Here is an 18,372-nt window from a genome sequence, read left to right as displayed (position 1 = left end):
GAGAATGTTCCCTTTTTTTCATGATCGTCAAAATTTCCAGAAACTTTTTAGCAACTGTCGCGTCTAATAGTATGACTTTTCACGGGAATGATAATAATTTGGGGATAGAAGGAGACAGACAATGAATTTCAAGAAATGGACCATGCTCACCGCCTTGGCGGTAGCTCAGGTGGCTGCAGTAGCCCCTGTAGGAGCAGAAGCAGCATCAACAACTGTTCAATCCACCGATTCGGTTAGCGCACAGCAGGCTCAGACCAATGTTGCTGATTCCGGCGTTCAGAATAGTATCGGAGATCAAGATGGAACAAGCACACAAAATAATACGGTAACACCTAATAACACAGGTGTATCCAATGATCCATTGACTGGTCTGCCTACAGATACTACTAACGGATCGAACGTAACCAATGATGTATACGGTGGAGACGGAACGATTACCAATCCTGGTGGAGCTCCAACATCCATGAATGCGAATCAACTGATTTTGTATTTGAACAGTGCTAAAATGGAACAAAACGGACAGGTATATACAGCAACTCAGCCGATGACAGTCAAAGACGGAGTTTCCTATGTAGCTATCCGTTCTCTTGTCAGCCGTGTCGGATTGCAGTTTAGTTATGACACTGCCACTAAAGAAACCGTAATCACTCAGGGAACAAATGTTCTGCGCTTCAAAACAGACAGCAAGGTTTATACGGTTAACGGTGAAGCTAGACAAATGAAGGGACCGGCTTTCCAACAAAAGAACGTATTTATGGTACCGTTGACCTCGATTACACAGGCCTTAAATATTCCTTATACTGTGAATAATACGACTAAACAAGTTATCATGGATTTGAATCAAAAACCGAAAGCTTCTTTTACGGTTCAGCAAAAAGATATCTATGCGGGCGAAACTCAAGTTACGTATTTGACTAAGGAATCTTCTCCTACAGGTCTTCCGATTGTGAACCAACGTTGGGAAGGTAAGCAGGACGTATTTCAGGAGCCGGGTACATATGTAGTTACCTATTCCGTTCTTGACTCTGCTGGGAACTGGAGTGATCCTTACTCAGTAACAATTACAGTAAGACCACCAAACCAGCCGCCAGTGGCTCTGTTTACAACGGATAAAAAAGAGTATAAGATGGGTGAAAAAATTACCATTACCGACCTGAGTACTGACGACGAGAATGCTATCACTAAGCGTGATTGGGTGAATAAAAAACTTGCCTTCTTCCAACCAGGAGATGTAACAATTACCCTGACCGTGACTGATAAGCACGGCGCAACAAATAGCATAAATCAAACAATTAAAATTACGAACGAATTGCTATACAACGAGGATGATTTCAACAAAATTTTCACGCCATATGGCGATAAATACAGTGTAGATGGCAGCCAGGTGCCTACTATGGCCACTATTCCAGTGACAAGCACTTCTTCACCACGTCTTCTGATTCGTGCTAACAGCCCAGAGCGTGTGTTCCAGGATGGTATCGTGTATCAGGAAACAGGCTCAGGCAGTACGCGTATTCTTGTCCATCATGTCAATGAAACGGGTCGAGATGTGAAGATGTACGTGATTGCGACCAACAACAATATCACGCCTACCAATATAAATGTCGAAAATTCCGGTTTTGCTGGACCATCTGAGTTTGCAACAGCTGCGGGTAAAGTTTCGATTCAAAGGTACTTTCAATCTATGTTGGATGGAAGCAAGCATTCCAGCACAGTTCTAAATCCGGGTGAGAGCCGTGTTATTTTACAAGATTTGAACGCGCAAAAAATCAAGCAAAAACAAGTTATTTCTTTGTTATCCGATCTGTACACGGATCAACCTATTCAATACACGGTAGTTGTGCTAGATGCTAATGCAGATCCAATGACTGTACTGCCTACACTGGCAAAACTGCCTAAGGACGGTATTCATAACCGTGGAACGTACGCAAATTCGGATATCTCGCTCAATTATACCGAAGAGGTTGGTAAAACAGCCCAACGTATCGTTCTTGGTGATAATAAGGTAGACCCGAACCTGATTGGTACCGACGGTCTGGACGGTTCTTCTGCTTCCAATGCCGGTAACTTTGGTGTTGTATATAAGGTTAAGTTGGACCATGTAGCGCCATATTCACTGATTACGTTTAACCCGCGGGGAGGCGAATATTCCGGCTATGCGATGGTTAACAATCAGGTTGTGGGTATACCGACAAATGGTTCTGTATGGGCTCCGAATGAAATGAGTGTACTGTATCGTACAGGTCATATTGAGGAAAGTGTAGAGATGTATTTCACTGCAGCTGCTGGTAGTAATCTGCCGGTTTCCGTAGTAGTTATGCCTTTACCAGCTATTAAAAATTAATTTGAATTAACCGGTGCTGTTTACCGGCTTAGACCACTTGAGTCTCATCATTCACCGTTTTAAAAGTCGATGTCACTTACAGGATATAGGCGTTCTCCCGTTGCAAACTTGGTTGCAGCACTGGAGAACGTCTTTTTCTTATGAGTAGCACGAATATCTCTTATAATATTGACTTTAATCGTGGTATAATGAATAGATGCAAGCCTAAGCCTGCATCAGAAAACCTGAAACTATAGACAGGGGAGGGTGAAACGCATGCTGACAAAGGATGAGATTATCGCAACGATGTCCGCTCAAGGGCTGCGTATTACAGATCAGCGCAAGACGTTGGCCACGTTATTTTCCGAGAATGAAGGGTATCTGTCCCCCAAAGACGTTTATGAATATATGGGTAAGAAGTACAGCGGACTTAGCTTTGATACAGTTTATCGCAATCTGCGTGTAATGCAGGAATTGGGTGTACTGGAGCAGGTATCTTTTGAGGATGGAATGAAGTTCAAGGTGAGCTGTAATGAACATCATCACCACCACCATATGATTTGCTTGAGTTGTCAGAAAACATTGCCGATTTCTTTTTGTCCAATGCAAATGACAGATACGACAGATCAATTCCAAATCGTCGAGCATAAGTTTGAAATTTTTGGTTATTGCAAAGACTGCCAGCAGAAGAATGGGCATACTGAGAGTAATTCGGACGGGGGTTTCAAACAGACGAGCAGTCACACTCACAGCCACGGGGGCTACTGAAATGAAAATCACCACACGCAGAGTGGTACAGGCTCCGATTCAGTTTTATCGTGCTTACATTTCCCCATTAAAGCCGGCTACCTGCAGGTTCTATCCGACGTGTTCGGCGTATGCGCTGGAGGCGGTAGAAGTGCATGGTGCGCTCAGAGGCTCATGGCTGGCTGCAAAGCGTATAGCTAAATGCCATCCATTTCATCCCGGCGGCGTAGATTTGGTCCCTCCTGCAAAAAAAGGGGTAGATAAGTCTGACAAAGATCGTTTGGCTACCCATACCGAGAAGGGTCTGACTTGACAGCGCTATGCCGATTTGGTTATATTTTGGTTAATATTGTTTTCCTGTGAAAGGATGAGTAAGGTAAGTCGTCCAGTACAGAGAGCCGGAGTTAGCTGAAAACCGGTCTGGAGTGAAGCCTGAATATGGTCCTGGAGGAACCTTTTTCGAGCGTATTTGCCACAGTGAAGCTATGTTCAGGAGGCAATCGTAAGGAGGAGGCGTGATCCAGCGTTAATGGGCGGTCAGATGTGACCGGTGAAGCCTGTATTCTGCGAGGATACAGGGAATTTGGGTGGTAACGCGTGAGGTGACTCTCGTCCCATAGGGACGGGGGTCTTTTTTTGTGCCCAATTTGTGTCGAATTCATGAATTGGAGTACCTATCATGGTAGCAAATCTTTTGCTGTCGTGAACAAAACAGGAGGAACATACATGTCTAGTGAGAACACATTTTACATTACAACACCGATCTATTATCCCAGTGACAAGCTCCATATAGGCCATGCCTACACGACGGTAGCGGGTGATGCGATGGCTCGCTACAAGAGGCTACGGGGTTATGAGGTTCGTTATTTGACAGGAACGGATGAGCATGGCCAGAAGATTGAGCAAAAGGCAAGTGCAGCTGGCAAAACGCCTCAACGTTTCGTAGATGACATTGTGGCAGGTATTCAAGACCTGTGGCGGAAGCTCGACATTTCCAATGACGATTTTATCCGTACTACGGAGGAACGTCATAAGGCTGTCGTACAGGAAATCTTTGATCGTTTATTAAAACAAGGCGATATTTACAAGGGAGAATATGAAGGTTGGTACAGCATTCCTGACGAGACTTACTACACAGAAACTCAGCTCGTTGACGTAGTGAAGGACGCTGAAGGCAATGTCACTGGAGGTAAGAGCCCAGATAGTGGACACCCTGTAGAACTAGTCAAGGAAGAGAGCTACTTTTTCCGCATGAGCAAGTATGCTGATCGGTTGCTGCAATTTTATGAAGAGAACCCGCAGTTTATCCAACCGGAATCCCGGAAAAAAGAAATGATTAACAACTTCATCAAGCCGGGGCTAGAGGATCTGGCTGTTTCCCGTACAACGTTTGATTGGGGAGTTAAGGTTAAGGGGGACCCGAAGCATGTCGTATACGTGTGGATTGACGCACTTTCCAACTACATCACAGCCTTGGGGTATGGCTCTTCTAATACTGAGCTGTACGATAAATTTTGGCCAGCAAATGTGCATATCGTAGGTAAAGAGATTGTACGGTTCCACACGATATATTGGCCAATCATGCTGATGGCACTGGATCTTCCGTTGCCTAAAAAAGTATTTGCACATGGTTGGTTACTCATGAAAGATGGTAAAATGTCGAAATCTAAAGGCAATGTGGTAGACCCGGTAACGTTGATTGACCGTTATGGTCTGGATCAACTTCGGTACTACTTGCTGCGCGAGGTGCCATTTGGAGCGGATGGAACATTCACACCTGAAAGTTTTGTAGATCGTGTAAATTCAGATTTGGCCAATGATCTGGGCAACTTGTTGAATCGTACTGTAGCGATGGTAGACAAATATTTTGACGGTAAAGTTCCCGCTTATGAAGCCAATGTTACCTCATTCGACGCAACTTTGGTAGATATGGCAACATCGACTTATAGTAAAGTTGAAGAAGCTATGGAAAATATGGAATTTTCCGTGGCTTTAACGGCGATTAGCCAATTTATTAGCCGCAGCAACAAGTATATTGACGAGACTCAACCGTGGAGTCTGGCTAAGGATGAGGCAAAACGTAGCGAATTGGCATCTGTTATGGTGCATTTGGTAGAAAGCTTGCGTATTGCTTCCATTTTACTTCAGCCTTTCTTGACACGTGCGCCTCACCAAATTTGGGAACAACTCGGTATTCGTCAAGGAGAGCTGACTACATGGGATAGCGGTAAGCAATTTGGGCGTATTCCAGAAGGAACGCAGTTGGTTAAAGGGAATCCGATCTTCCCTCGTCTGGACTCTGAGCAAGAGGTTGCTTTTATTGTAGAAGCAATGACTGGAGGTAAGAAACCGGAGGAAGCTGCGACACAAGCTCAACCGCTGAATGCATCTGAGGCGAGCCAGGAAGCACCAGAAGCGAAAGAAGAGATTGGCATTGAGGATTTTGCCAAGGTAGAGCTGCGCGTTGCTCAGGTTGTCGCCTGTGAGCCTGTGAAGAAGGCCGATAAACTGTTGAAGCTCCAGCTCGATCTCGGTTATGAGCAGCGGCAAGTGGTATCAGGAATTGCGAAGTTTTATACACCTGAGGATATCATTGGGCGTAAGGTAATCTGTGTGACCAATCTTAAGCCAGTAAAACTCCGGGGTGAGCTGTCGCAGGGTATGATTTTGGCAGCATCACATGGGGATCAGCTTACATTGGCCACTGTACCGGAAGGTATGCCGAATGGTGCGATTGTAAAATAAGAGTCTATATAAAATAAAAGAACGTAAAAAGCGTATGCTTGGGTATTCTTCTCCCCAGGCATACGCTTTTTGGCTTCATCATATTTTCCTTTGTCTATACGTATGTTTTAGTAGGTAGGGCTTGTATTTGCTCTGCGTGTTCACTAAGACAGGTGGGAGGAAATAATGATGTCAGATGTCAACGCGGGGTTGGCCATCGTTGCCGGGCTGGTTTCTTTTTTTTCACCGTGCTGCTTGCCACTATATCCATCCTATTTATCGTATATAACAGGAATGTCGGCACGTGAACTTGCTGAAGGACGGCACAGGGCAGAGGTTCGCTATCGTACGATGGGACACACGCTTGCTTTTGTATTAGGCTTTTCGGTTGTTTTCTATTCACTGGGGGCAAGTGTCGGGTTGCTTGGAGAATGGTTTGCCAATTATGGGGATACGCTAAGAATCGTAGCAGGGTTGCTTATTATACTCATGGGTCTGGTATCTCTTGGTTTCGTCCGTCCATTGTTTCTAATGAGAGAGCATAAGCTGCGCTGGACATGGAAGCCTGCCGGATACGCCGGTTCCTTTGTAATCGGAATTGGGTTCGCGGCAGGCTGGTCCCCCTGTATCGGTCCTATGCTAACAGCTATTATCGCTTTGGCAGCGGTAGAGCATCACATGTGGTTCAAGTTGATTACTGGCTACGCGCTTGGTTTTGCGATTCCGTTTTTTGTATTGGCTTTGCTGGCAGGCTCTGTTAAGTTATCGTCCCGTTATACTTCCATACTTCTTCAAATAGGTGGCATGTTACTTGTGATCACCGGCGTTTTGTTGGTAACGGATCATATGACAGATGTAACGCTTTTTTTACAACGGATTACCCCGTATTGGATGCTAGTTATGTGAAATATTCAATACGACTTAAAGGAAAATGTTCAAAAATGCGTTCAGTGATAAATTCCCGCAGTGCATTTTGCTGTTCATCAGGATAAACATATTTATTCTGTCCCCAGCGGCCCCATTTTTTCTTACGTTTCTCTATGTCCATTTCCAGTTTGGTTTTCGGGTAACGCTTCTCGATAACCGCTTTCGATGTTTTGGTAAAGCGATGCTGTATTAATTCGAATGTCAGATCCTTTGTAGCATGCTGGGGCAAGGTTTCTCCCAATCTACGCAGCAGGTCTCCGTAACCTGCTTCCCAGCCGTCATACCAAATGATGGGTGCAATGATGAATCCCAGCGGATAACCGGCCCGTGCGATTTTGCCCGCTGCTTCAATACGTTCCTCGAAGCGCGAAGTTGCAGGTTCAAACTGTTTAATAACATAATCGGAATTAATGCTAAACCGGATGCGAGTATGACCATTATGTTTAATATCCAGCAATGGATCCACATGATGATATTTAGTAACAAAACGAAGTCGGCCAAATTCCTCATCTGCCATGAAACGAATCAAGTCTCCAAGCGATCCGGTGATATGCTCCAAACCAACCGGATCAGAGGTACAAGCTGCTTCAAAACGAGTAATTTCAGGCACTCGCTCCTCGATATAGCCTTTAGCTGCTGATATGATATCGTCAGTGTTGACATAGATGCGAATATACGGTTTCGCTCCCAAGGTTGTTTGTAAATAACAGTAGTGACAGTGCCCCATGCAGCCGGTCGAAATAGGGATGGCATATTCGGCAGAGGGTTTGGATTGGTCAAAAGTTAATGTTTTACGGATTCCGACAACCAGTGTCTTTTTTGCCATTCGGTACTTTTCAACTTCAGTTTCACCTGGTAAATTGGTAATTCGGTTGTGAGAGGTCGTCATACGATACGGAATATCCTTAGCTTTGACCCAATCCATAATACGCTGGCCTTTGGGATAATTTAGTGCGTCTGGCTCAAAAAACACCAGATCAGGCATGAATGGCTTGGTTCCTCTGGTTTGGACAGGAGTACGCTCAAGCGTAGACATGGCTAACGCTCCTTTCGAAATAAATCCTCTGTGCTCTGGTGTCCAAATCTAACGCGCAGAAAGAGACAGGGGCGACAACCTTAGTGTACCCTGCTTAAATTGAACAAATCGTGGCAATAGATGTGAGTGGAGGGACGAGACTTGCCAATGGGCGATGATAACATGTATCATTACATAGTAGGTTTAATGCAGGAAATGAAGGCGGTAAGCGCCCGTTCAATAACAGAAAAGAGGGAAACAAGTGCCAACGCCAAGCATGGAAGATTATTTGGAGCGCATTTACCAACTGATCGATGAGAAGGGATATGCTCGTGTCTCGGATATCGCAGAAGGTTTGGAAGTGCATCCTTCGTCCGTCACCAAGATGATTCAGAAGTTGGATAAGGACGATTATCTTGTATATGAGAAGTATCGTGGACTGATTTTGACACCAAAAGGGAAAAAGGTTGGCAAACGGTTGGTTGACCGCCACCAGCTACTAGAGCAATTTCTGGATATGATTGGGGTTGACAAGGACCTGATATATAAAGACGTGGAAGGTATTGAACACCATTTGAGCTGGGATTCCATCACCCGTATCGAGACATTGGTTGAATATTTCCGCCGGGATGAAGATCGCTTGCGCCAGCTTCATGACATACACAAGGAATTAAGTGGAGATTCCTAAAAGTATCTGTCCTTACGGACGATGCTTTTTTTATTTGTCCTGACCGCAACAAATATCCGGTTAATAGCGTCTATCCATTATATAGCAGGACAAGATAGGGGTTAAAATTAACAGGGGTAGCGGAGGATTATAAAGATATGAATCGGAAGAAAATAGGGCTCATGGCTGCGGGTCTACTCTTAGCAGTACAGACTGCCATCGTGCCTGGAGTTCAAGCGGCACCAACTGGTGAGATTGAGATTATATTGGACGGACAGTCCCTGCAAAGTGATGCGTCACCGTACATTGTACAGGGAGCGAATGTCACGATGGTTCCTTTGCGAGTGATTAGTGAGGGATTAGGCGCTCAGGTTAACTGGTCGGCATCGTCTGGTACGGTAACGATTACAGCACAGAACAAAAATATATCTATGGATAATGGTGCACAAAGCGCTACTGTGAATGGTAAGTCGGTTCGCTTGGACGCATCTGCGCGTATGTCAAGTGGGAGAGTCATGGTACCGTTGCGTTTTGTTGGGGAAGAGTTGGGCTTAAAGGTAGACTGGCAAGCCTCAGAACGGGTCATTACGTTAAGCAGTGGTAAAGAAGGTGCCTCTACTAGTGGGAACACTTCTGCTGTGGGAAGCAGTAGCTCATCATCAGATACATCAGCGTCTGGCAATCAGGAAAGTGTAAGCACGGATCAGGGAGTTAAAGATGATGGACAGGACGTAGCCAACTCATCTTCCACATCTACTAATGAGGACAGCTCAGGTTCCTCCCAGGGAAATGTGGCTCAGGTAAAGGCTACAACCTCTATGCGAGGAGCATGGATTTCCACCATTAATGGAGATTGGCCTTCTTCGGCTGCCCGAAGCAGCTCCGAGAAGCAAAAGCAAGAGTTTACAAAAATGCTCGATGATCTGCAGGGCATGGGAATTAATGCAGTATTCGTTCAGGTTCGTGCCAGCGGTGATGCGCTCTATCCGTCTGATCTTGTGCCATGGAGCAAGTATTTAACAAATACCCAGGGTAAAAATCCAGGCTATGATCCGTTGAAATTTATGATTAGCGAGTCACATAAGCGAGGGATGGAATTCCATGCCTGGTTTAATCCGTTCCGTGCTAATTCAACAGGAACAACTAGCGGTTTGGCAGCAAACCATGTGGCTAACCAACATCCGGTTTGGATTGTTAAGAATGGCAGCCAGTTGTACATCAATCCAGGAATTCCGGCTGCACGTCAGCATGTCATTGCTGCAATAATGGAAGTCGTAAACGGTTATGATATTGACGGTGTTCATTTGGACGATTATTTTTATCCTTACAGCGGGACTTTTGATGATGATGCGACCTTCAAAGCATATAACGCCAACAAAATCTCTAACAAAGGTGACTGGCGTAGAGATAATGTGAATAGTTTTGTTCGCGATTTGGGCAAAAGCATTCATGCCAGCAAGTCAAAAGTTCAATTCGGGATTAGTCCTTTTGGGGTGTGGCGCAACAAGTCTCAGGACATAACGGGTTCAGACACCAAGGCAGGCGTTACTGCATATGACACGACATTTGCGGATGTAAGAACCTGGATTAATAAAGAATGGATTGATTATGTAGCTCCACAAATTTACTGGAGTATCGGCTTCCCAGCGGCTGGATATGACAAGCTTGTCGCATGGTGGTCCAATGAGGTTAAAAATTCAGATGTTAAGCTGTATATCGGTCATTCACCTTATAAAATCGGCACCCCTGAAAAAGGGTGGCAATCAGCTCAAGAGTTAATTAAGCAGCTTGAACTGAACGAGAATTATAAACAGGTTAAAGGGGATATTTATTTTAGTGCACAGCATTTGCGCAAAAATCCATACGGACTCATTCAACTTCTTCAAAATTATTATCAATTATGATATAAATTGGATCATTTAGGTTCTATATGGACCTCCGTTCTCATAGATAAGCAGTAGAACTGCTTACTCCCAAGAGAACGGAGGTTTTTTGATCTATGCTGATCAATGCTGTGTTCCAGGGTGGAGGGGTTAAGGGAATATCGCTGGCGGGTGCAGTTAAGGCTGCCGAGGATCATGATATTGTATTCAATCGTTTGGCAGGTACATCATCAGGTGCTATTGTAGCTGCTTTATTGGCTGCGGGATATACGGCGGATGAAATGAAAGCCGTAATTGAGAAAACCCCCTTGGTCAAGTTGTTACGACGTTCTCCAGTATTCAACATTAAGTGGGTTGGGCCAGCAGCACGTATCTTTCTTAAAAAAGGGCTCTACTCAGGGGAGGCACTGGAGCATTGGATACGCGAGCTGTTACGAGCTAAAGGAGTGCGTACGTTCGCGGATCTACCTCCTGGCAAGCTACGCATTATTGCATCAGACATTACGAATGGACGCATTTTGGTGCTTCCTGAGGACATCAAACGTTTTGGTATAAACCCCTCTTCACTGGAGGTAGCCAAGGCCATTCGGATGAGCACCAGTATCCCTTATTTTTTTGATCCTGTTATGTTAAGACTTGATTCTGCACTTGCCAAGGGAAAAACCTTTTCCCAGCAATTTGTATTTGTAGTTGACGGGGCCTTGCTCAGTAATTTGCCTTTGTGGCTTTTTGATGAGCCAGTAAATGAACGTGAGGCCAAAACGATTCCAACGGTAGGGTTTCAAATGGTGGGCAAAACAGGGACGGAGACCAAAGTTTCTTATATACGAGGCCCATTGACCATGCTGCAGGCTATTTTTGATACAATGCTATCGGCACATGATGAACGGTATATTGAGCAGGAGAATCGGTATCGGACCATTAAAATTCCAACTTTGGGTATCCGCACAGCACAATTCAGCATTTCACCAGAGCAAAGTGATTTGTTATATGCTTCCGGTGTGCAGGCAGGAGAAGCTTTTTTCCACAAATGGAGTATCACTTCTTACCAGCAGCAGTATAGTAAGTATCAATTGATGAAAGATACCATGTACGCCATGAAATAAGCACCACTTACTGGCAGGTGAAGTAATTTAATGAAAGTAAAAAAGGAGCCTCTTCCCGGTCATATTTCAAAACACGGGTAATGGCTCCTTTGTGCTACATTTTAAAGGTTGATGATTATTAATGATATTTGGGTTGTTCCTCTTCATTTTTACCCTTGGAACCCTCAATAACATGAAAAGGATAAGTTTTGCGTTTGCTTGTAGTTTGCTGCTTACGTGTGCTGGCTGTTTTGGCCATGGTGCGCACAGAGGGCTTAATTTTGGGAGTTCGCTTGCGTTGTCTAGGCTGGTATTTGTACAGCAGAAATATAACTGCAAAAATAAAAACAGGGATTAGTAAACTAATGAGAAAGCCCCAGCTACCTTTCCATAGCATATCTATAATTCCATATGCGGCCAAAGCAAGGGTAAGCCAGAAAATAACGGCATGTCTGTACATCATTCACTCATCCTTTCACAGGATCAAGGACCGGACTGTTGAGGGTCTCCTTTACAGGTACATTTTCCAACTCAGCATCCAATTCAAGCATACGCTTAAATGAGGCAATCGATACCTCGACTTGATCATCGGTCGGTTCTTTGGTGGTAAGCAACTGCAGCCATAGGCCGGGGTAACCTAGATAACGAAGCACTGGAATTTCCCGAAGTGCATTGGTCAGCTTGAGGAATTCAAAAGAAAGACCCAATACGATCGGAAGCAATAAAAGACGTTGCCCCATGCGCTCCCACAGATTATCGTAGGTAAACAGGGAATAGACAAGTACCCCGATAATCACGGTGAGCATAATAAAGCTGCTGCCGCAGCGGTAATGCAGTCGACTATATTTTTGTACGTTGGCTGGAGTTAGTTCTTCCCCTGCTTCAAATGCAGTAATCACTTTATGCTCCGCGCCGTGATATTGAAACAGTCGCTTGATTAACGGAGTCTGGGAAATACCCCATAAATAAGCCAGCAGCAAAATCAGCTTAATAGCTCCTTCAGCGAGATTATGCAAAATCTGGTTGTGAAACAAACCGTCAAACAGGAAACTCTCCACAACAACTGGAACGAGGGTTAATACAATTTTGCCAAAGAGGAAGGACAATATACCGACCGCAGCCACGCCGATCATCATGCTCAGGCTCCAACGGGATTCCTCTTTTTTCTTTTGTTCAGCGCGTTCTTCTGGATCTACTTCATCATCAGCATACGCATCGGCTGAATAGTTCAAATGCTTGGTACCCTTGGCACTGGAATCGATAATGCTGACAATCCCCCGCAATAACGGAATTCTGCGGAATTTGGACACCCAGGATTGCTCCTTGCGTGGAACTTCCAAATATGTGATTTCGCCAGATTTGCGGCGAACTGCCGTGACATTGACACGCTTGCCGCCGAACATGACACCTTCAATGACTGCCTGACCGCCGTAGCTCACAGGCTTGGATGCTTGTGACAACCGTCTCACCTCTCTTAATACATGCTTTTTTGTATATTGTATCGAATTTGGAAGGGAATATCTAGTTAGACGAAAATGGGATGTGGTGACCTGCTAATTTTATCATTTGAAAAGGCTAATTAGTCATAACGGAGAAGATGGAAATCCTTGTAGTGTGTGGGGGAGACTCATACCATAGGTTTAAAAAAGCATTTATGAGAGCGGTCAAACTGCCCCCATAAATGCTTATTATCGTCAGTTATAAATCCAGACGGAATCGTCAACATGAAATTTATTGCGTGATTGCCCCTACAACTCCATCAACCAGTCCCTTTGACGAGACCGGGCCGCCAAACGTCCATGTTGTACTGGCCAACGGATAAGTACGTTTTTCTTTGACGAATTTCAAACCGTTCCAAACAGAATTGTTTTTCATAGATGAGCCGAAAACATTATCGTCCGGCTGCACAATATAGATAAAGTTACTCTCCTGAACGGCTGACAGAGCTTCAATGCCTACAGTTGAAAAGCCATATGATTCAACCTTGCTCGGTTTCCAATCGTTGACCAAACCGATCTTCGCCAATGTTCCCACGACGACTGAATTATCTGAAAACATACGCAGGCTGGCTGCATTTTGGGAAGTGAAAGCCTGTGTCAGTATAAAATGAAAATCCGACTTGTCTGCAGCGGCGAGCTTTTGTTTGGCTTCGGCATAATGCTGATCCAGATCGGCAAGCACCTGCTTAGCTTTATCCTCTTTTCCAAGAGCGACTGCGATACTATTAAAAATCTCTACCATCTTATCATAGTCGTAGCCGTTACCATCGTTCAGATTATATTCAATCGTCGGTGCGATAGCCTTGAGTTGCTCATAGATTGCTTCATTCCCATCAAAGTTAGAGATGATGAGATCCGGCTTTAATGCAGCAATCGCCTCCAAATTAGGCTCGTTGCGTGTACCCACATCGACCACGTTACTGTCCAGAGCTGCCTCTGGAGTCACATACACCTTATAGTTGGCATTGTCCGCATTACCAACCGGCTGCACGCCCAATGCAATCAAATCCTCCGTGAATGTCCATTCCAGTACTACGACACGCTGAGCGGGCTTGTCAAGCGTGAGCTCACCACGGTTATGCTTTACTGTCACAGGACCGGTCGCTGCTTCAGTAGGTTTGCTACCCGACGTAGCTGTCTGGCCTTTATTCGCTGCATTGTCAGTTGCTCCACAACCTGCCAGTGTGAGCATAAAAGTCAGTAATAATAAGAATCCGATAAATCCCTTTTTCATAGATTGCGCTCTCCTGTATAAACGTATTATAAAATGATAATGATTATCATTTTCATCAATATATTATGAAACAGGATTGAAATTTTGTCAATGCAAAGATTATTAAATCTACTCTTCAACTTCATTGTTAAACTGCCCCCCATTGGAGCATACTACCTCTCAAAATGGATAGGCACGAATTTGGTGGAAGTACACATGCTTTTCCTTATAACAATGAGTCCTTACCATGAGAAAATTTATTCATTTTGAAAGGAGATCCAACCACATGAGTGAAACTTACTCTATACCGAAAATAGGTCATGATCAGGAACAGTCCCGTGAATCTCAAGATCAACGTAATCATAATGACAACAGTAGCAGAGGCAGACAACAGTCAGGCAAAGTACATACACCGCTCATTCCCTTTGCACTTGAGCTGGGTTTTTTTGCGGGTTTGCTCTGGGGATTGCTGCGCTGGCTGTTTTATACGCTGCACTTTACAGTAGTGGCGCCTGGCTTTCTGGCAGAGCCGTTTTTCAAGCATTCGTTCATGAACACCATGGCAGGGCATTTGGTGGGGTTGCTGTTTTTTATTGCATTGTCCGTGGTAGCGTCATTGGTGTACACCCTGATTTTGCGTAGGTTTAATGGCCCTATACCCGGTATTATATACGGTCTGATTTGGTGGGTTATTTTATTTGTGTTAACAGGTCCTAAGTTAGGGATGATGAACCCTCCTTATCGATTAACATGGAATTCCATATATACGGAAGTTTGTGTATTTATACTGTGGGGACTATTTATCGGATATACCGTTGCAGTCGAGTATACGGATGAAAGAATGCGCGAGCCTGAGAAGGCTGGGGGCAGAACGTAACAAAAACTTCTCAAGCGCCTATCCCCTGTGTTAAAATAGCATTTGGTTATTTGACAGAGGGGAGCGGAATGAAGATGAAGAATGACCGGGTGCTAAAGTTGCGGCAGGCGCTGGGCGAGCATAATCTAAGGGCTATGCTGATTACTAGCCCTGTCAATCGTCGATATTTGACAGGCTTCACAGGTTCAGCGGGTTATGTGCTGATTACAGAATCCCATAGCTATTTGCTGACTGACTTTCGTTATATGACACAAGCGACCGAACAAGCTCAAGGCTTTACGGTAGTGCAGCACGCTGCGCAGGTCATGGAAACAGTAAAAGAATTGCTGTCTTCCCATCAGATTAGCGAAACAGGCTTTGAGCAGGATGATGTAACTGTTGCGACACATAAAGCTTACAGCGAAGATTTGTCACCTATTAAGCTGGTTCCGGTATCGGGCATTGTGGAAAAGCTGCGGGTGTACAAGGATGCGGAAGAGCTGGAAGTGATGCAACGGGCAGCGGATTTGGCAGATGCTACATTTGCACACATTTTACCTTACATCAAACCAGGAGTCAGCGAGCGTGAGCTGGATCTGGAAATGGAATTCTTCATGCGCAAGCAGGGAGCTACTTCTTCTTCATTTGACACGATTGTGGCATCCGGAGTTCGTTCGGCATTGCCTCATGGAGTAGCCAGTGCAAAGTTAGTACAAGCAGGTGAGCTGATTACGTTTGATTTTGGTGCGTTGCTGGATGGCTATTGCTCCGATTTGACCCGTACAGTGGCTACACAAGGGGATTTGGCGCCTCAGTTGCGCGAGATCTATGATATTGTACTTAAGGCGCAGCTTCACGCACTCGAACATATTAAGCCGGGCATGACAGGCCGTGAAGCGGATGCGTTGACCCGGGATATTATTGCGAGCCATGGCTATGGAGACAATTTCGGACACAGTACAGGTCATGGTCTGGGTCTTGAAGTACATGAATCTACACGTCTGTCGAAGGCAAGTGATGATATTCTGGAGCCGGGCATGGTTGTAACGGTCGAACCAGGTATCTATGTGCCTGGATTGGGCGGTGTACGGATCGAGGATGATATCGTTATTACAGATAGCGGCATCAAAGTATTAACTCATTCGAGCAAAGAATTTACAGTCGTTTAATAACGATAACAGTCCTGTAGGAGGGGTATTTTAGTGATTAACGTTAATGATTTTAAAACAGGTTTGACCGTTGAGGTAGACGGAGATATTTTTACAGTTCTGGATTTTCAACACGTAAAACCAGGTAAAGGCGCAGCATTCGTACGCTCCAAGTTGAAAAACCTGCGTAACGGTAATACGGTTGAACGTACATTCCGTGCGGGTGAAACAATTGGCCGAGCGCAAATCGAAAATCGTGGTGTATCTTATCTGTATGCTAGTGCAGACGATCACACATTCATGGACAACGAAACATATGATCAATTTACATTGTCCAGCGATCAACTGAAATGGGAGCTTAACTTCCTGAAAGAAAACATGAATGTAAACATCATAAGCTACAACGGAGAAATCCTGGGTATCAACTTGCCTACCAGCGTGGAGCTCAAAGTAATTGAAACAGAACCAGGTATTAAAGGGAATACAGCTACAGGTGCAACCAAAAATGCCAAACTGGAAACAGGCTTGAATGTTCAAGTTCCTCTGTTTATTAACCAAGATGATGTATTGCTAATTGATACTCGTGATGGCAAATACATGTCTCGTGCATAGAATTTACAGTTTCTGGTATCCTCTGTCCTTGTTAAGGGCAGGGGATATTTTTATATATAGGAATATTAAAAAACATTGGCTCCACACAGCACTTTCGTATTATACTGTACTAAAGTTATGCCGCAGGATGTCACGTTCAAATCGTTTGGTGCCATCTCAAGGTTACATACTGTGAGTCTGAGGGAGTGAATATCGTTGTCTTTGTATGTCATGAAATTCGGAGGCAGTTCCGTCGGTGACACGGAGCGCATGAAACGCGTGGCAAAACGCGTCGTTGAGAAACAGAGTGAAGGGCATCAATGTGTAGTGGTCGTTTCCGCAATGGGAGACACGACAGACGAATTGATTGACCAGGCTAAATTATTAAATGAGCAGTTGCCTGCACGTGAGCTGGATATGTTGATGACGACAGGCGAGCAAATTTCAATCGCATTGTTGTCGATGGCTATTCAGCAGCTGGGTCATGAAGCGGTATCGTTTACAGGATGGCAGGCTGGCTTCCGTACTGAATCTGACTTTGGTCGGGCACGGATTACGGATATTCAACCTCAGCGTGTGCTGGATGCACTGAGCAGCAACAAGATTGTTGTTGTAGCTGGTTTCCAGGGGATGTCTGCAGATGGAGATATTACTACGCTGGGACGTGGTGGTTCTGATACGACGGCCGTTGCGCTGGCGGCGGCGATTCAAGCGGATGCCTGTGAAATTTACACGGATGTGGACGGCATATATTCAACAGATCCACGAATCGTGAAGGTGGCACGTAAGCTAAAAGAAATTTCTTATGATGAGATGCTGGAATTAGCCAATTTAGGTGCGGCTGTTTTACATCCCCGTGCGGTAGAGTATGCCAAACATAACCGGGTACCGTTGATTGTGCGGTCCAGTTTTAACCATAATGAAGGAACAGTCGTAAAGGAGGATGCAGTAATGGAGCAAGGCGTTGTAGTCAGTGGAATTGCATATGATAAAAATGTAGCAAGAATCAGTATTTTGGGCGTTGCAGATATCCCTGGTGTACTGGCAAAAGTTTTCGGAACACTGGCAGCAGCCAAAATTGATGTAGACATTATTGTGCAGAGCGGGGTTGAAGCTGGAAAAGCAGATTTCTCCTTTACAGTAGCTCTGACGGATCGTGAAGCTGCACTTAAGACACTGGAAGGTATTCGCGGAGAGCTTCCATACCGTGAAGTAACGTCTGAGGAAAATCTGGTGAAGGTATCCATTGTAGGTGCGGGAATGGTTAGCCACCCGGGTGTTGCAGCGCAAATGTTTGCCGTGCTGGCCGAGCAAGGCGTTAGCATTAAAATGGTAAGCACATCCGAAATCAAGGTATCGTGTGTAATTGAAGCTGGAAAGCTTCATGAGGTTATTCAAGCGTTGCATACAGCTTATAATCTGGATACCGAGGAGCAAGCGTTTGTGGGCGGACCTAAAGACCGTCGTTAATAACATCAAATGATTTAGAGAAACGCTATAACGGGGAATATATTATACGCTCCCTAGTTATAGATGGATAAATCATAGAATACAGCAGTAGGTTAAGAGGTTGTTCCATCAGTGAGAGTCAGACTGTGGAGCAGCCTCTTTTTGCTCTAAATCTAGCTTTTTTATTTAAGGGTATCCCTTAGCCGCCAAGGCTTAGAGGGAGCCTTTTTTTATTATATAAAGCA

16 protein-coding genes are annotated in these 18,372 nt (G+C 44.8%); 12 read left to right on the top strand and 4 right to left on the bottom strand.

The genetic code is table 11. The annotated features are described in order from the left end of the window. Window positions 1-121 precede the first annotated feature (121 nt). The 5 genes from OIU26_RS02205 to OIU26_RS02185 all read left to right on the top strand — a co-directional run bounded on the left by OIU26_RS02205 (window position 122) and on the right by OIU26_RS02185 (window position 6,700). Window positions 122-2,344, top strand: a complete 2,223-nt coding sequence (locus tag OIU26_RS02205; protein ID WP_165079677.1) for a copper amine oxidase N-terminal domain-containing protein — start codon at window positions 122-124, stop codon at window positions 2,342-2,344. A 255-nt stretch (window positions 2,345-2,599) separates the two neighbouring features. Next, window positions 2,600-3,091 (top strand): Fur family transcriptional regulator, encoded by a 492-nt coding sequence (locus OIU26_RS02200; protein ID WP_016822309.1) that lies wholly within the window; start codon window positions 2,600-2,602, stop codon window positions 3,089-3,091. Between the two features lies 1 nt (window position 3,092). Then, window positions 3,093-3,383 carry a membrane protein insertion efficiency factor YidD gene (gene yidD, locus OIU26_RS02195; protein WP_165079679.1) on the top strand — a complete coding sequence of 97 codons (291 nt, stop codon included), beginning with the start codon at window positions 3,093-3,095 and terminating at the stop codon, window positions 3,381-3,383. 413 nt (window positions 3,384-3,796) lie between these two features. Further along, window positions 3,797-5,815, top strand: coding sequence for a methionine--tRNA ligase (gene metG / locus OIU26_RS02190; protein ID WP_264215820.1), 2,019 nt, complete (start codon window positions 3,797-3,799; stop codon window positions 5,813-5,815). Window positions 5,816-5,983: 168 nt separating this feature from the next. Then, on the top strand, window positions 5,984-6,700 hold the full coding sequence (locus tag OIU26_RS02185; RefSeq protein WP_264216253.1) for a cytochrome c biogenesis protein CcdA: 717 nt from the start codon (window positions 5,984-5,986) through the stop codon (window positions 6,698-6,700). Here OIU26_RS02185 and splB read toward each other — a convergent pair. Beyond that, window positions 6,693-7,757: a spore photoproduct lyase gene (gene splB, locus OIU26_RS02180; RefSeq protein ID WP_264215819.1), complete on the bottom strand. Its 1,065-nt coding sequence runs from the start codon at window positions 7,755-7,757 to the stop codon at window positions 6,693-6,695. The two genes, OIU26_RS02185 and splB, sit on opposite strands and share 8 nt — an antisense overlap. A 241-nt stretch (window positions 7,758-7,998) precedes the next feature. Here splB and mntR point away from each other — a divergent pair, with 241 nt between their 5' ends. The 3 genes from mntR (at window position 7,999) to OIU26_RS02165 (ending at window position 11,392) form a co-directional block, all read left to right on the top strand. Beyond that, on the top strand, window positions 7,999-8,424 hold the full coding sequence (gene mntR, locus OIU26_RS02175; RefSeq protein WP_007430946.1) for a transcriptional regulator MntR: 426 nt from the start codon (window positions 7,999-8,001) through the stop codon (window positions 8,422-8,424). Between the two features lie 137 nt (window positions 8,425-8,561). Continuing rightward, complete coding sequence (locus OIU26_RS02170; RefSeq protein WP_264215818.1) at window positions 8,562-10,307, top strand: family 10 glycosylhydrolase; 1,746 nt, start codon at window positions 8,562-8,564, stop codon at window positions 10,305-10,307. 95 nt (window positions 10,308-10,402) lie between these two features. Next, window positions 10,403-11,392 (top strand): patatin-like phospholipase family protein, encoded by a 990-nt coding sequence (locus tag OIU26_RS02165; RefSeq protein WP_165079682.1) that lies wholly within the window; start codon window positions 10,403-10,405, stop codon window positions 11,390-11,392. A 118-nt stretch (window positions 11,393-11,510) separates the two neighbouring features. On the opposite strand, the gene OIU26_RS02160 is transcribed toward OIU26_RS02165, so the two are convergent. From OIU26_RS02160 to OIU26_RS02150, 3 genes are all read right to left on the bottom strand, one after another. Next, complete coding sequence (locus OIU26_RS02160; protein ID WP_264216252.1) at window positions 11,511-11,831, bottom strand: hypothetical protein; 321 nt, start codon at window positions 11,829-11,831, stop codon at window positions 11,511-11,513. 7 nt (window positions 11,832-11,838) lie between these two features. After that, a complete protein-coding gene (locus tag OIU26_RS02155) occupies window positions 11,839-12,831 on the bottom strand; it encodes a DUF1385 domain-containing protein (protein WP_013371793.1) in 993 nt (330 codons plus the stop codon). Between the two features lie 271 nt (window positions 12,832-13,102). Next, entirely contained in the window at window positions 13,103-14,104 is a 1,002-nt protein-coding gene (locus tag OIU26_RS02150) for an iron-siderophore ABC transporter substrate-binding protein (protein ID WP_264215817.1), read from the bottom strand. A 265-nt stretch (window positions 14,105-14,369) separates the two neighbouring features. Here OIU26_RS02150 and OIU26_RS02145 point away from each other — a divergent pair, with 265 nt between their 5' ends. The 4 genes from OIU26_RS02145 (at window position 14,370) to OIU26_RS02130 (ending at window position 18,148) form a co-directional block, all read left to right on the top strand. Beyond that, window positions 14,370-14,960, top strand: coding sequence for a YqhR family membrane protein (locus tag OIU26_RS02145; RefSeq protein ID WP_165079685.1), 591 nt, complete (start codon window positions 14,370-14,372; stop codon window positions 14,958-14,960). A gap of 74 nt (window positions 14,961-15,034) precedes the next feature. Next, entirely contained in the window at window positions 15,035-16,108 is a 1,074-nt protein-coding gene (locus OIU26_RS02140) for a M24 family metallopeptidase (protein ID WP_040103444.1), read from the top strand. A 33-nt stretch (window positions 16,109-16,141) separates the two neighbouring features. Next, entirely contained in the window at window positions 16,142-16,699 is a 558-nt protein-coding gene (efp, locus tag OIU26_RS02135) for an elongation factor P (protein WP_013371789.1), read from the top strand. Window positions 16,700-16,894: 195 nt separating this feature from the next. Continuing rightward, complete coding sequence (locus OIU26_RS02130) at window positions 16,895-18,148, top strand: aspartate kinase (RefSeq protein ID WP_013371788.1); 1,254 nt, start codon at window positions 16,895-16,897, stop codon at window positions 18,146-18,148. Window positions 18,149-18,372: the final 224 nt, after the last annotated feature.

The organism is Paenibacillus sp. BT-177 (genome assembly GCF_025846815.2).
GTDB classification, from domain to species: Bacteria; Bacillota; Bacilli; order Paenibacillales; family Paenibacillaceae; genus Paenibacillus; species Paenibacillus polymyxa_C.
Note: the sequence above shows the minus strand (reverse complement) of the source record. Positions and strands in the feature narration are given on the sequence as shown.

Bases quoted from the DNA above. Each gene is read 5' to 3' on its own strand.
- OIU26_RS02205 (WP_165079677.1), top strand. From the start codon at position 122: ATGAATTTCAAGAAATGGACCATGCTCACCGCCTTGGCGGTAGCTCAG.
- OIU26_RS02200 (WP_016822309.1), top strand. From the start codon at position 2,600: ATGCTGACAAAGGATGAGATTATCGCAACGATGTCCGCTCAAGGGCTG.
- yidD (WP_165079679.1), top strand. From the start codon at position 3,093: ATGAAAATCACCACACGCAGAGTGGTACAGGCTCCGATTCAGTTTTAT.
- metG (WP_264215820.1), top strand. From the start codon at position 3,797: ATGTCTAGTGAGAACACATTTTACATTACAACACCGATCTATTATCCC.
- OIU26_RS02185 (WP_264216253.1), top strand. From the start codon at position 5,984: ATGTCAGATGTCAACGCGGGGTTGGCCATCGTTGCCGGGCTGGTTTCT.
- splB (WP_264215819.1), bottom strand. From the start codon at position 7,757: ATGTCTACGCTTGAGCGTACTCCTGTCCAAACCAGAGGAACCAAGCCA.
- OIU26_RS02170 (WP_264215818.1), top strand. From the start codon at position 8,562: ATGAATCGGAAGAAAATAGGGCTCATGGCTGCGGGTCTACTCTTAGCA.
- OIU26_RS02165 (WP_165079682.1), top strand. From the start codon at position 10,403: ATGCTGATCAATGCTGTGTTCCAGGGTGGAGGGGTTAAGGGAATATCG.
- OIU26_RS02160 (WP_264216252.1), bottom strand. From the start codon at position 11,831: ATGTACAGACATGCCGTTATTTTCTGGCTTACCCTTGCTTTGGCCGCA.
- OIU26_RS02150 (WP_264215817.1), bottom strand. From the start codon at position 14,104: ATGAAAAAGGGATTTATCGGATTCTTATTATTACTGACTTTTATGCTC.
- OIU26_RS02145 (WP_165079685.1), top strand. From the start codon at position 14,370: ATGAGTGAAACTTACTCTATACCGAAAATAGGTCATGATCAGGAACAG.
- OIU26_RS02140 (WP_040103444.1), top strand. From the start codon at position 15,035: ATGAAGAATGACCGGGTGCTAAAGTTGCGGCAGGCGCTGGGCGAGCAT.